Source organism: Candidatus Dadabacteria bacterium, from assembly GCA_026706695.1.
Classification (GTDB): domain Bacteria; phylum Desulfobacterota_D; class UBA1144; order Nemesobacterales; family Nemesobacteraceae; genus Nemesobacter.
In genome coordinates this window covers 1-14,076 of the sequence record JAPOYE010000058.1, presented here as the reverse complement: position 1 = coordinate 14,076, position 14,076 = coordinate 1, and the positions used below count along the sequence as shown (strand labels likewise).

Annotated in this window: 9 protein-coding genes; 8 read left to right on the top strand and 1 reads right to left on the bottom strand. The window is 51.8% G+C overall.

The window, feature by feature from the left end:
• The first annotated feature begins 204 nt into the window (after nt 1–204).
• From OXG10_04230 to OXG10_04195, 8 genes are all read left to right on the top strand, one after another.
• Nucleotides 205–1,449: a competence/damage-inducible protein A gene (locus OXG10_04230; GenBank protein MCY3826577.1), complete on the top strand. Its 1,245-nt coding sequence runs from the start codon at nt 205–207 to the stop codon at nt 1,447–1,449.
• Between the two features lie 43 nt (nt 1,450–1,492).
• Nucleotides 1,493–2,512, top strand: coding sequence for a recombinase RecA (gene recA, locus OXG10_04225; GenBank protein MCY3826576.1), 1,020 nt, complete (start codon nt 1,493–1,495; stop codon nt 2,510–2,512).
• A gap of 295 nt (nt 2,513–2,807) precedes the next feature.
• Complete coding sequence (gene tsaB / locus OXG10_04220; GenBank protein MCY3826575.1) at nt 2,808–3,470, top strand: tRNA (adenosine(37)-N6)-threonylcarbamoyltransferase complex dimerization subunit type 1 TsaB; 663 nt, start codon at nt 2,808–2,810, stop codon at nt 3,468–3,470.
• A 131-nt stretch (nt 3,471–3,601) separates the two neighbouring features.
• Nucleotides 3,602–5,314, top strand: a complete 1,713-nt coding sequence (gene ilvB / locus OXG10_04215; protein ID MCY3826574.1) for a biosynthetic-type acetolactate synthase large subunit — start codon at nt 3,602–3,604, stop codon at nt 5,312–5,314.
• 127 nt (nt 5,315–5,441) lie between these two features.
• A complete protein-coding gene (locus OXG10_04210; GenBank protein ID MCY3826573.1) occupies nt 5,442–6,704 on the top strand; it encodes an ABC transporter substrate-binding protein in 1,263 nt (420 codons plus the stop codon).
• A gap of 20 nt (nt 6,705–6,724) precedes the next feature.
• Nucleotides 6,725–9,148, top strand: coding sequence for a primosomal protein N' (gene priA / locus OXG10_04205; GenBank protein ID MCY3826572.1), 2,424 nt, complete (start codon nt 6,725–6,727; stop codon nt 9,146–9,148).
• A gap of 9 nt (nt 9,149–9,157) precedes the next feature.
• A complete protein-coding gene (glnE, locus tag OXG10_04200; GenBank protein ID MCY3826571.1) occupies nt 9,158–11,959 on the top strand; it encodes a bifunctional [glutamate--ammonia ligase]-adenylyl-L-tyrosine phosphorylase/[glutamate--ammonia-ligase] adenylyltransferase in 2,802 nt (933 codons plus the stop codon).
• The gene (locus OXG10_04195; GenBank protein MCY3826570.1) at nt 11,959–13,377 is read left to right on the top strand and encodes an alkaline phosphatase family protein; all 1,419 of its coding nucleotides are present in this window, start codon (nt 11,959–11,961) and stop codon (nt 13,375–13,377) included. The genes glnE and OXG10_04195 overlap by 1 nt, the downstream gene beginning before the upstream one ends.
• Nucleotides 13,378–13,383: 6 nt before the next feature.
• Here the strand turns inward: OXG10_04195 and OXG10_04190 are convergent, their stop codons facing one another.
• Nucleotides 13,384–13,881: a CarD family transcriptional regulator gene (locus OXG10_04190; GenBank protein ID MCY3826569.1), complete on the bottom strand. Its 498-nt coding sequence runs from the start codon at nt 13,879–13,881 to the stop codon at nt 13,384–13,386.
• Nucleotides 13,882–14,076 lie beyond the last annotated feature (195 nt).

Here is a 14,076-nt window from a genome sequence, read left to right as displayed (position 1 = left end):
AAATCCCCAGACACCTACAAGTCAAAGCTTGATGTGCCGTTAGTGGGAATTGCTGCTGTCTATGAAGCTTGAGACTCGGAAGCACCTGTATGATATCCGGCGCGCAGTCGATAGTCGTCTTCCAGTCTCTTGTCACGTAGTTGATAAGGTTTCAGGGGATTTGTCTTCCCGCGGGGTTTTCTTACCGGTTAGAATTACCCGGCAATGTGCGTTGAGGTAATCACGACCGGAAACGAGATAATGAGCGGTCTTACCCGGGATACCAACTTCAGCTGGGTAGCCGCGGAACTGTCCTCATCCGGCATTGAAGTTAAGCACCACTGCGCGGTTGCCGATGATCTTGAGGATCTTCTCGCTTCTTTTACCACGGCCTCAAAAAGAGCCAGATTTGTCATAGTCACGGGAGGGCTTGGCCCCACCGAGGATGATCTGAGCGCGCTTGCAGCCGCGAAATTCCTGGGAACCCCCCTTGTTTTTAATCCAGAGGCCTACGAAGACATTGCTCTAAAGCTAAGAAAGAGGGGAAGGGAACCCAACATCCATCATGAAAAACAGGCCATGTTTCCTGAAAAAGCGGCGGTTATCGAGAACCCCGTCGGCACGGCGTCCGGATTCAGCTTTGTTTCCGGCAACTCGAAATTCTACTTTCTTCCCGGTGTCCCAAGGGAATTCAGGCGGATGTTCTCAGAACATGTTTTTCCGGATATAAGTGGCGTTGCGGAAAAGGGAACCATCCTGCGCGTGAGAGTGCTCAGGACCTTCGGCTTGGGCGAATCCGAGGTGGCGGAAAAACTGGGGGGCTTCTCCCCCGAAGAGGTGGATGTCGGATACAGAATCCGCCTGCCCGAGATCCATCTGCGGTTCACGGCCTCGGGTGATGACGGCGAAGTGCTGGATTCATTTCTGCGCGATGCCTGCGCGCAGGCCAAAGAAAGACTGGGAAATTTTCTCTTTTCCGAGGAGGATGAACTCCTTGAGGAGGTAACGGCATCTTTGTTGCTCGAAAAAGACCTGACCCTTTCCGTTGCAGAGTCCTGCACAGGAGGGCTTTGCTCAAGCCGGTTTACAGACATTCCCGGGAGTTCGGTTTATTTTCTGGGCGGAGCGGTGGTTTACAGTAACGAATCAAAGGAAAAGCTTCTTGGGGTAAGCGTGGATACGCTCGTGCGGTTCGGAGCGGTGAGCGAGCAGGTAGTTTTCGAAATGGCCCGGGGGGCAAGAGAGCTTTTCGGAACCGATATAGGGATTTCCATATCCGGGATCGCGGGTCCGGGAGGAGGAACTGCGGAGAAGCCCGTGGGCACCGTGTGGTTCGGATTCAGTCACGTTTCCTCAGGGACTTTCTGCGAGAAACGGAATTTTACTGGAACTAGGGATGAGATAAAAGACTTTGCCGCCTCCACCGCCATTGATCTGGTTAGGAAGTTCTGCCTTGATTATGTAGGATAGTAGTTTCAGAATCCCAAAAAACCAAAACGGAGATTAAGAAGGAATGAGCGATCTTGACGAGAAGAACAAGAATATAGACGTAGCCATCAGCACAATAGAGAAGCAGTTCGGAAAAGGCTCCATAATGAGACTCGGGGAGGACGTTTCTCTTTCGGATATCCCGGTTGTTACCTCGGGATCCCTCGGACTTGACATAGCGCTTGGAGTCGGAGGTTTTCCCAGGGGAAGGATTATCGAAGTTTACGGCCCTGAGGCCTCGGGCAAGACCACCATAGCGCTCCACGCAATTGCGGAGGCCCAGAAGGCCGGCGGAATAACCGCGTTTGTCGACGCGGAGCACGCTCTTTCAACAAGCTACGCGGCAGCGCTTGGGATCAAGGTTGAAGACCTTCTTATTTCGCAGCCCGATTTCGGAGAACAGGCCCTTGAAATTATTGATACCCTGATAAGAAGTAACGCTGTTGATCTCATAGTGCTCGACTCGGTCGCGGCCCTTACCCCCCGTGCCGAGATTGAGGGGGAGATGGGAGACACTCACGTGGGTCTTCAGGCGAGACTGATGTCGCAGGCGCTTCGCAAGATAACGGCTAACGTGAGCCGCTCCAAGACCATAGTGATCTTCGTTAACCAGCTTCGCATGAAAATCGGGGTTCCGGCGTACATGAACCCCGAGACCACCACCGGGGGCAACGCGCTTCGGTTCTATTCATCGGTGAGAGTTGACATAAGGCGCATCGGGTCTCTTAAGGACGGCGACCGCATAATTGGCAACAGGGTCAGGGCCAAGCTTGTAAAGAACAAGGTCGCTCCGCCTTTTCGGGAAGCGGAATTCGAGGTGATTTTCGGAAGGGGGATATCAAAGCTCGGGGAGCTTATTGATCTTGGAAGCAAGTTCAACGTGATAAAGAAAAGCGGGACCTGGTATTCCTATGAGGGGGAGAGAATGGGGCAGGGCAGGGATAATTCCAAGAAGTTTCTCCACGAAAATCCAGAAATCCGCGAAAAAATAAGAGATGAGATCATAAAGGCCTCGGGGGTTGGTTCTGCTGAGGAAGCGGAGTAATCGGGATACGCGGAATCGAGATCGAAGAGTCTGTGTAGATTCCTGTGCGAGGGACGAAGCATGAGAACCTATTCATGGCTTTCCCTTATCATTCTTGTTTGCGGAGGTCCCGCAGTCTGGTTTTTCTGCTGGTTGTTTTTCAGGCGGGACGATTAGGGGATTCAGCGGGATACGGGTAATGCAGGGATACCGGGAAAGAATGAAAGTTCTGATAAAAACGTAAATCTTCCTCTGAATAGCGTTGCTCTAGAAATTTACAGAACGTTGTTTTTGGGCATTTTTTGAGCGGCACATTATGAAAATTCTGGGAATCGAAACCTCTACTTTTTCGGGAAGCGTGTCATTATCCGATGACGACGCGCTTCTCTGCGAATATGCTTTCAACACCGGTCCAAGACATAACGAGGTGCTTATTCCCACCATCGAGAGGCTTCTTTCGGATTGCGGGCTCGGAAAAGATGATCTGGATGCGGTCTGCGTATCAGTGGGTCCGGGTTCCTTCACCTCTCTTCGCATAGGGGTCTCCACAGCTAAGGCCCTTTGCTATTCCCTGGGGGCTGACCTTGCGGGAGTTCCATCGCTTGAGATTCTCGCCTCCAACGCGCTTTGGTGCGGAGACGGCGTGTGCGCCATGACCGACGCTGGCAGAGGAGAGGTCTTCTTTTCGTTTTATGATCCGGAAAGCGCGGAGATGACCCCCGCGGAAATCGCCACACCTGAGTCTGTGTGCGCCGGGGTGAGAAGAAAGACCGTTTTTGTGGGCAGCGGAGCCCTGCTCCACGAAAATCTCATACGGGATTCCGTGGGAGATAGAGCCGTGTTTCTGCCTGCGAATCTGAATACCCCGAGGGCGTCCGGCTGCGCGCTTTTAGGGAGAAAAAAGATTCTTTCCGGGCAGAAGGACGATCCCTTCACTTTAACTCCCTTTTATCTTCGCCGCTCCGCAGCGGAGCGCTAAGCGGAATCGCTGAAGTCGCGATGGAAATCTTTTTCCCTGCCAGTCTTGAAGTTGTCTGCACGCGGTGATAGATTAAGCGAGTGGGTTTTTAGGTGTTCCGCATTTTAAAATAATCAGGGAGATAGACCAAAATGGCCAAGATGCTCGGCGCGCAGATGTTCTTTGAGACGCTTCTTCACCAAGGTATTGACGTGGTCTTCGGACTGCCGGGAGGGTACGTTCTCAAGGTCTATGACGTGATGACCGATTATACCGACAGGATAAATCACGTGCTCGTGAGGCATGAGCAGGGAGCTACGCACATGGCCGACGGGTACGCAAGGGCCTCGGGAAAACCGGGAGTGGTGCTTTGCACCTCGGGTCCTGCGGCAACCAACACCGTTACCGGCATTGCGACGGCGCAGATGGATTCATCTCCCATAGTTATCTTCACAGGACAGGTTCCCACGCAGTACCTTGGAAGCGACGCTTTTCAGGAAGCCGACCATATCGGAATAACGAGACCCTGCACGAAACACAACTATCTTGTACGAGAGACCCGGGATCTTCCGAGAGCCATGAAAGAGGCTTTCCACATAGCCGGCACCGGAAGACCCAGCCCTGTTCTGGTTGATATGCCAAAGGACGTTCTCATAGGAGAAGACGAGCTTGTAATCCCCGAGGACCACGAGATAGACATCAAGGGCTACAAGCCCACCATGAAGGGAAACCCTTCGCAGATAAAAAGAGCGGTGGAGATGCTGCTTGCCTCAAAACGGCCGGTTATTTATTCCGGGGGAGGAGTTATCTGGTCCGGGGCTACGGATGAACTGATTGAGTTCTGCCACAGGCTTCAGATACCCGTGGCGTCAACCCTTATGGGCCTGGGGGGTTATCCGGCGAGCGATCCGCTCTTCATAAGCATGCTCGGGATGCACGGTTCCTACGCGGCAAACATGACTGTTACCGAATCGGACCTCGTTATCTCGATCGGCGGGCGGTTTGATGACAGGGCTACGGGAGGGAATTTCGATGAGTTCGCCCCCAACGCGGAGATTATCCATATAGACATAGATCCCTCCTCGATAGACAAGAACATAACGGTTCAGTGTCCGATAGTAGGGGATGCTAAGGTTGTGCTGCGCCAGATACTCGATGCTCTCCCCGGGGAGATTGACCTTGAGGGAAGGGAATCCTGGCTCAGGCGGATACGGGAGTGGAACGAGAAACATCCGCTCACCTACTGCCAGGGAAGCGAGAAAATCCTGACAACCTACGCCATAGACACGCTTTACAAGCTCACGAAAGGAGATGCCATAATAGTTTCCGACGTGGGCCAGCACCAGATGTGGGTAGCCCAGTTCTACAGGTTCGAAAGACCGAGAACCCACCTCACCTCTGGGGGCCTGGGAACCATGGGATTCAGTTTCCCCGCGGCCATGGGAGCGAAATACGCAAGGCCCGATGAGCAGGTTATATGCGTTGCCGGCGACGGAAGCTTCCAGATGAATTTCCAGGAACTCGCGACTGCGGTTGAAAACAATCTGGATCTCAAGATTATCGTTTTTAACAACCGTCATCACGGAATGGTAAGACAGTGGCAGACGATGTTCTTTGAGGGCAATTACTCGGCGTCCCGGTTTGAAGTGCTGCCGGATTTCGTGAAGCTTGCGGAAGCGTTTGGCGCTCGCGGCCTTCGGGCGGTGAGGCCCGAGGAGCTTGAGCCCACTCTCAGGGAAGGCCTTAACACTCCGGGAGTTGTTCTCATGGAGATAGAAGTCGATTGTACGGAAATGGTTTATCCGATGATAGCCCCCGGCGCGTCGATGGACAACATGATAATGATGCCCGCGGACCTTGCCTGATTCCTTATTGTTGGTGACAGGTGGCCACTTCTCTGTGTCCGTTGGACTGATGCAGTTTGATCTGTCAATGCAGTATTCACTGTTCTCGCGGGCCATAATAGCAAGACGGTCTCTTTAAGACCCTGAAATGAGAAATACCTGCTCAGTTCTATATGTTTTTATTCTGACCTGCATTCTGGTCTCCTCAGGTTGCCGGAGCAATGACTGCGCGGATGCTTCTCTCTGCATAGGGGTGCTCATCCCCGAGAAGATTTTTGACGGCAGCTATGACACCAGGCGACAGGCGGCAGTCTCGGCCGTAGAAGATATCAATGCCGCAGGCGGTGATATAGAACTTGTTTTTGGCCGCGACACTGACCGTTCTTTTGATTCTGCTGCTCTGAGGAATGTTCTGAACAGGGGGGTCGACGGGATAATAGGTCCGACTACTTCCGCCGATTCCGTGAATCTTGTGGATGATTTTGCCCAAGCGGGGATGGTCGCTATATCACCCTCGGCCAGTTCGGTTGAAATAAGCACTTTCGCTGATGACGGTTACTTCTTCAGAGTTATTCCATCGGACGCGTTCCAGGCACCCATACTTGCGAGACTGATAAGGCAGGCCGGGGGGAAACGAGCGGCCGTACTGTTTCGCAACGACAGTTACGGAAGAAATCTTAAGGACGGTCTCGTTGAATCCCTCAAACAAATGGGAGTAAGCCTGCTTGAACCGATTGAGTACAGGGGAGGTCCCGAGGCGGCAGTAAATGCCGTGGTCAGCGCGGTAAATGCCGAGGATAATCCTGTAGACTCCGTGGTTCTCGCGCTGTTTCGTGAAGGGGGAGCGAATTTCATGGCAAGCATGCTCAAGAGAAAGGAACTGAACGCAAAGGTGAGATACTACGGGGCGGATTCGTTGTCAATTGAGGGCTTTGCTGAAACAGTTGTCGCCCTTGATCCCGAAGTGCTTTCGCTTGAGGATATGGAAGGTTTTGTAACCACAATCGCGGGCCCTGATCCCTGCAGACGGGAAGACAGGAAAGAACTTTTCGATGAAGCGGGGAGATACGCAAGGCAGATATACGATGCTGTTGCGCTGATGAAGCTTGCGTCCATTAAAAGCGCATCTTCTGACCCCGCCGTGTATGTCAGGGAAATGACAGGGGTAAGCAGGGGTGGGGTTAAGTGCAGAACTTATGCCGAATGCGCGGGATTTCTCACCGATGGCGACAGTGCCAACGATGATATTGATTATCACGGCTTTTCAGGCGAGATTGATTTCGATGCTAACGGCGACGTAACAAAGGGTTTTTACTATGTACACACTTATGATGACACGGGTGGAAGGCCTGACCCTGTTCTCGTTGACTTGGAAGGTAATCCCGCAGGCGAGTGCAGGGTGGACAACTGATCAGGTCTTCCGATATCGTTATGGTTTCAGGAAAAATTGTTCAGGTAGCTTTGCCGATTCATTCCGAACAGCTTTTTCTGTATTCGGTTCCGAAGCGTTTCCGGGAAGGGGTCGCTACGGGGAAAAGGGTGTTCGTTCCACTCGGAAATCGCAAGGCCATAGGGTATGTGGTTGGGCGCGAGGGAAAACAGAAGGTCGATTTCGAGTTAAAGGATATAATCGATGTTCTCGATGAATCCCCGCTTTTTGACGAAAAACGCCTGGAATTTTTCCGCCGGGTCTCCGAGTACTACATGGCGCCTCTTGGAATCGTTCTTAAGTTCGCCCACCCCTTGGGGCTTGGTAAAAGCGTGGGGAAAACCGTGCGGGTCACGGAAGAGGGAAAAAACCGCCTTGGGGAAGAGGGCTTGAATGATCTTGAGGAGAAAATTCTAAAAACTCTCTTGCTTGAAGAGGAGCTTGCCTCGGAGAAACTTCTGGAACTAACCGGCGGGGCCTCGCTTGAGAATCTTAACTCTCTTCAGAGAAGGGGGCATGTCAAGTTTGACTACAGGGTCATAAGCGATGAGAAGGTAAAGTACGAGAAGATCTATGGCGCCTCCTGCGACTCTGACGCCGTTTTAGAGATTAAGCGGAAAAAGCCGGCCAAGGGAGCAATACTTGAATTTATAACCCACCGGGGATCTGCTCCCCACTCAGAACTCAAGGAAATATTCGGCAATTTCACGGCTCACGTAAAGTGGCTTGTGGAGAACGCCCTGGTCTCCGTGGAGCAAAAAGAGATCGGGAGGGACCCCTACGGCATGCTTGACGCGGAGGAAGAGCCGCCGAAGAAACTTACCCAGGATCAGCGTATGGCAATGGAGAAAATCCTGCCTTACGTCAAGAGGGGGGAATACCGCTGCTTTCTTCTTCACGGTGTTACGGGAAGCGGGAAGACCGAGGTCTACTTAAGGACCGTGAGCGAAGTCATAGCCGGAGGGAAACAGGCGATTGTTCTCGTCCCCGAGATAGCGCTCACACCGCTTCTGGTAAAGAGGTTCCGTTCGCGTTTCGCCGACTCTGTGTCGGTGATTCACAGCGCACTCAGCGAGGGCGAGAGATTTGACGTGTGGAGAAGGGCCCGCAGCGGTGAATTAAGCGTGGTGATAGGTGCCCGCTCCGCGGTTTTCGCTCCGCTTGAGAATCTCGGCCTCGTGGTGGTGGACGAAGAGCATGAATCCTCTTACAAGCAGAACGAGGCGCCTTGCTATAACGCCCGCGACGCCGCGGTCATGCTCGGAACCGTATACGGCTGTCCGGTGCTGCTGGGTTCCGCGACTCCTTCCCTTGAATCCTACGCAAACTCGATCAGGGGCAAGTACGAATATCTTTCTCTTCCCGCGAGGGTGGGGGCGAGCAGACTTCCAGATGTCGAGCTTGTAGATATGAAAAACGTGAATGAAACTGTTTTCTCCCCGCGCCTAAGGGACGCTCTGGTGGAGAATTTCAGCCGTGGGGAGCAGTCGATTCTTTTTATTAACCGCAGAGGTTTTTCAAGCTTTCTGGTCTGCGGGGACTGCGGTGAAATCTTCAGGTGCCCCAACTGCTCTATAACCCTTACCTTCCACAAAAAGGATAATTCAATTAAGTGCCATTACTGCGGGATTATGCAGGAATTCGAGAACATCTGCTCAAGCTGCGGAGCCGAATACATGGGCAAGGGTCTCGGGACCCAGAAAGTGGAGGAGCAGGTAAAGAGCATGCTTCCCGATGCCAGGGTTTTCGTTATGGACAGGGATTACACCCGCGGAAAAACCAAACTTCTCGACCTCTACAGAAAGCTTGAGTCCGGGGAGGTGGATGTTCTTATCGGGACCCAGATGGTAGCCAAAGGACATGATCTGCCAGGGGTTACGCTTGTGGGTGTTCTCTCGGCTGACCATATGCTGGGGATTCCCGACTTCCGCTCGGGAGAAAGAACTTTCCAGATCCTCACGCAGGTAGCCGGAAGAACAGGCAGGGGGAGAAAACCCGGGACGGTTTTTCTGCAGACATATAACCCCGAACATCCTTCGGTAAGATTTGCCATTTCCCATAACAGTTCCGGGTTTCTTGATGAAGAACTGGAGCTTAGGAAGTCTCTTGATCAGCCCCCTTTCTCAAGGTTCATATCCTTCAGAGTAAACGGACTTGATGAGGAGAAAACGCGAGATTTCGCCGGAAGAATGAAACGCACAGCCGAGAGATTTCTTCTCAGGCTTCCGCCCGGGTCGCTTCGAGTGCTCGGCCCCTCCGAGGCTCCCATATACAAACTCAGAAACAGGTTCAGGTGGCAGATCATTGTCGTGTCAAGTAATCTGGGGCTGCTTCGCAACTACGCCTCGGCACTTTACGACTCGTTGAAAAAACACGCCTCGGGAATTAAGCTTGTAGTTGATGTTGATCCCTATGATTTCATGTGACCCGGCTTGATGAGAAAGAAAACCCTTCTTCCCGACGAGGAAAACGCGCGCTTAACCGTTGAGAGATTCCGGGAGATAAACGGCAGGCTCTCCGGGGAAAAAGAAAAAGTCCTCCGCGCGATCTCTTCCCACAGCAGATTCCTCGGCAATTCAGTCATAAGAAATCCCCGTGCGCTAACCGTACTTACTAATGAAAAAACCCTCAGGAGAAAAAAAACGATTTCTTCCCACCGAACTCCACTCGGCTCGATTGTGAGGAATTCGCAGGACTCGGAGCGGCTCTCCGAAAGGCTCAAGGAGTACAAGTACACAGAACTCTCGAGAATAATCTACAGGGAAATTCTGGGTCTCTGCACGTTTCGCCAGACCATGGAGGAGATTTCCGATCTAGCCAGCTCCGTGGTCAGGGCGGTGCTTGATTTTTACAGGTCCCGAATCGATGGCGGAGACCAGTTTGAGTTCGTAGTGCTGGGCATGGGGAAACTCGGCGGAAGACTCCTTAATCTGAGTTCCGATATAGACCTCGTTTATCTCTACAGAAACGAGGAGTATGCCCGACAGATATTCACGCTTTTCTCATCAGTTACCAGAACGATAAGCTCCGTCACCCCCGGCGGTTTTCTCTACAGAGTCGACCTGGGTCTGCGTCCTGGGGGCAGCGGGAGTCCGGTCGCGGTGTCGGTTGACGCGGCCCTTGAACATTATTACCATTGGGCCGAGACTTGGGAGAGAGCGGTTTTGCTCAAGGCAACCCCTGTTGCCGGGGATATTGAGCTCGGTCGTGAATTCCTCGAGGACCTCGAACCGGTAATATACCGCAAGCTGCTTGATTACGAGTCCATAGAGGATCTCAAGGACATGAAGGTTCGTCTCGAGGGCATCCGGAAGGAAAACGACGTGAAGCTCGGAAGGGGAGGAATAAGGGATATCGAGTTTTTCGTGCAGGCGACCCAGCTTATGAGCGGCGGTGCGGTGAAGAAGCTCAGGGGACTCATGAACACCCTTGACGGCCTTTCCACCATGGCGACGACGGGTTTCATAACAGAACAGGTAAAGGAAGAGATGGAGCATTGCTATCTTTTTCTTAGAAAGGTGGAGCATTCGATTCAGCTCTGGGATGAACTTCAGACGCACAGCATTCCCACGGAGGAGAGTTCGCTCGCCAGACTCTCAAGGAGAATGGGTTTTGAAACGACCGCGGACTTCAAGGCTGCTTACGAAGAGATAACCTCGCTTGTAGTTAAGAACTGCGGGAACCTGTTTTCCGATCCTGGGGTGGAGCTTGAGGAAAAAGGCAGGGAATTCTGGGAGGTGGCGGATTTTATGGCCGAGGGAAATGTAAACCGCGAGGAAGCGATTTCGACCCTCGGAAATCTCGGGTTCTCGGCGCCGGACGACGCGGTCGAAATCATATCGAGCCTCATGAATCCCCAAAGGGCCGGACTCACGGAAAGGGGAAGGGTGCTTTCGAGAAAAGTGATACCGGCTTTTCTCTCAAACATAATCAAGCTTAGCGATCAGGACTCCGCGCTTTTAAATCTTGAAAGGTTTATCTCCGGTCTAGGTTCCAGGATGTCGGTCTACTTTCTTCTGACTGAAAACCCAAAAATCATTCCTCTGCTCTCCAGGCTCTTTTCAAGAGGTGGCATGCTGTCTGATTTTCTTATCAGGCACCCTGAGTATCTTGACTCCATCATACTGAAGGACGTGACGCAGTTTTACGATTCGAAAGATGCCATGGCGCAGGCTCTCGGGGAAGCCGTCTCGGAAGAGGAGTTCTTTGAGGGCAAACTCGACGCTCTTCGAAGCTTCAAGCACATTGAGTCCCTTAAGCTTTGCTTCAAGGAACTTTCCGAGGACTTGGAACCTATCTACGTGGGAAAATATCTGTCGATGGTTGCGGACGTTGTAATGGACTCAAGCCTCAAACTTGCCAAGGATGCCCTTAAGTGTTCTCCCAGAAAGAGAAAACTTCTTGATAACATGGTCGTCCTGGGACTTGGCAAGCTTGGAGGAGGGGAAATGAGCTACTCTTCAGACCTGGACATAATCTTCATTTACGAGGGAGATGACCACGAGCTTTTCTCCAAGTACGGTCAGAGATTCATATCCAATCTTTCGGTTTACACTTCCAAGAGCTTCTGTTACAAGGTGGATGTGGAACTGCGCCCGTCGGGAAATTCGGGCGCCCTCGTCGCCTCGCTTGAGGCCTTTGAAGAATATCATAATTCAAGTGCTCATATCTGGGAGAGGCAGGCTCTTGTAAAAGCCCGCGCCGTTGCGGGAAACCGCGCGCTCGGTGAGAAGGTAATGAAAGTCATAGAGAATTTCGTTTATGCCAAAGAGCTCGCTCCGGATTTTCCCAAGGAAATCCACAGGCTGCGCGGGAGGCTCGAAAAGGAACTCGCCAACGAGACGGAATCCAGGTTTAACCTGAAGACGGGAAGGGGGGGATTGGTTGATATTGAGTTCCTCATCCAGATGCTTCAGCTTGCCCATGGTCCCGCAAATCCCGAGCTAAGAACGGCAAACACCATGGAGGCTATCGGAGGGTTTTACAGGGCCGGGTTAATTAAAAGCGACGAGGCCCTGACGCTTAGCGAAGGCTATCTATTTTTAAGAAAAATGGGAAATCTGCTGAGTCTTTTCAACGACAGGAGCAAAAACGAGGTCACGCGAGGCGATTTTGACCGAATGGCCCCTGAGTTCGGTGGTTCCGGTGGAGAGGGAGGTTTTCTCATGTCTGAATATGGGCGCGTGACCGGGGATGTCAGGGAAATTTATGACAGGTACTTTACGGGAAGCACTTGATGAATAGAAGAAAATGCGTTTTTTTTCTTGCCGATGGCACGAGGCTGGATGTCTTCGCTGAACTTCTAAAAAGAGGCGATCTTGAGAATATACAGAAATACGTTGTTGAACCTGGAGAGTTCCTTAAGGGAGTCACGGTTTTTCCTTCCACAACGGGTCCGGCCTATACCCCGTACCTTCTCGGCAAGTTTCCAGGCAGGTGCAACCTCCCCGGCATAAGGTGGTTTGACAGAAGATATTACGATAAGATCCCGTTTTCCCTGCGAAGATTCAGAAGCTACGCGGGTCCCCAGGCGTCTCTTATCAACCGGGACATAGAGTGTGGCTCCCCGACGCTTTTCGGCATGGTTCCGGGGAGCGTAAGCATCCTAAACGAAATAACCAGGGATATAGGTCCCTCGGGGAGAAACAGGACCAAGTATCTTAAGTATTACCTGGTCGTAAAAAGCCATTTCACGGACAGAAGCGACAGTGTCGAAGAGGCCGCTGGAAGAATTCTGATTGATTCTCTCAGGGATTCTCCGCGTTTTATTTTCTGCGTTTTCACTGCGGCAGATGCCTATTCCCACCGCTACCATCCGTTTCACCACAAGGTTATGGAATCCTACAGAAGGCTTGACCGGTACGTTGGAATGGTTGCGGAAAAGATCGCCGAACAAGGTGAACTTGACGATATGCTTTTTGTCGTGGGAAGCGACCACGGACTTACGTCCACGCACTCGCATTTCGATTCCCTGGGTTTTCTTCGCAGACGGGGTCTCAAGCCGCTTTACTACACCAACGTGTTCAGGCATTACCTTGATGCCGATTCATCCGTCATGGTTTCCGGAAACTCCATGGCGCATTACTATTTCAAAAATTCCGATGGATGGAAAAGACACACCTTTTGCGAAGAAATAGCGGATATAGTTAACGAGCTCTCCGGGCGGCCGGAAGTGGATGTTGTCTGCGCCAGAACCGGCGGGGCGGGAGGGGAGGTGAAAATAACTAACCCCAGGGGAGAGGCTCTCGTGAGTGTGGATGAAGAAGGCCTGATCTGCTACAGCAATGTTTCGGGCGACCCTCTTGGCTACGGCTTTTCCTCAAAGAAGATGAATCCCTCGGAGTCGCTTCGACTCACGATCGATTCTGACTATCCGGATGCCCCCCTCCAGATTCTCCAGCTTTTCGAATCGCCTCGAACCGGCGATGTGGTAATCAGTTCGAAACCGGGCTATGACCTTCGGGCCACGCACGAGAACCCTGAACATCACGGCTCCCACGGCTCCCTGCACAAAGACCACATGGTGGTCCCCATTCTTATAAGCCGCCCGGCCCCACACGACTGCGTAAGAACCGCAGATATCTTCTCGAGCATCGTCAGTTATCTCGGGTTTGAAGTTCCCCGGGGCGTTGACGGAAGGGATATTCTTGAGTGAGCGGATTTAGGAGAAGATTTCCTCTATCTGGCTGCTGACTTCTCCCTCTTTTTTTCTAAGCGATATGGAAAGTTCTTTAACTACGTGGGAAAGGGCGTTTTCCATTATTCTCTTCTCGCCGAAAGAGAGGTTTTTTACTTTTTTCAGATGGTGTATGTCCCTTAGTACCCTGGCTATTTCGTATATGTCGCCGCTTTTAACCTTGTCGGCGTATTCCTTATACCTTTTGTTCCAGCTCTGGACTCCCAGCTTGGGCACTTCGCCGTTTTCTTCCTTTAGTATGTCAAGGATTTTCTTTACTTCCTTCTTGGGCACTACGGGCCTTAAGCCCACGGACTCTATGTTATCCGTGGGAACCATGAGTTTTACGTTACTTTCAAGAACGTTAAGTATGTAAAAGGATTTTCTCGAACCCAGTATTTCCTTTTCCTCAACTCCCTGAACCTTAACCACACCGTGAACTGGATACACAGCGTTTTGTCCTGCTTTAAATTTCCTGCCCATTTTATTAAGTTATATGAAACAGTCAATATACCTGATTTACACCCGGTTTGCCAGAAAACGGACGAGAAGGGCACGGTGATTCCGTGCATGTGAGTGGATTTTGGGGGTAATACCGGGGTGGAAGCAATTTTCGCAGACAAACTCCGGGTTTTCACCTCAAGATTCCCTGATTCCTGCCCAACACTCCTCCTTAAG

Coding starts and splice junctions, on each gene's coding strand:
- OXG10_04230 (MCY3826577.1), top strand. CDS start 205: ATGTGCGTTGAGGTAATCACGACCGGAAACGAGATAATGAGCGGTCTT.
- tsaB (MCY3826575.1), top strand. CDS start 2,808: ATGAAAATTCTGGGAATCGAAACCTCTACTTTTTCGGGAAGCGTGTCA.
- glnE (MCY3826571.1), top strand. CDS start 9,158: ATGAGAAAGAAAACCCTTCTTCCCGACGAGGAAAACGCGCGCTTAACC.
- recA (MCY3826576.1), top strand. CDS start 1,493: ATGAGCGATCTTGACGAGAAGAACAAGAATATAGACGTAGCCATCAGC.
- OXG10_04190 (MCY3826569.1), bottom strand. CDS start 13,881: ATGGGCAGGAAATTTAAAGCAGGACAAAACGCTGTGTATCCAGTTCAC.
- ilvB (MCY3826574.1), top strand. CDS start 3,602: ATGGCCAAGATGCTCGGCGCGCAGATGTTCTTTGAGACGCTTCTTCAC.
- priA (MCY3826572.1), top strand. CDS start 6,725: ATGGTTTCAGGAAAAATTGTTCAGGTAGCTTTGCCGATTCATTCCGAA.
- OXG10_04210 (MCY3826573.1), top strand. CDS start 5,442: ATGAGAAATACCTGCTCAGTTCTATATGTTTTTATTCTGACCTGCATT.
- OXG10_04195 (MCY3826570.1), top strand. CDS start 11,959: ATGAATAGAAGAAAATGCGTTTTTTTTCTTGCCGATGGCACGAGGCTG.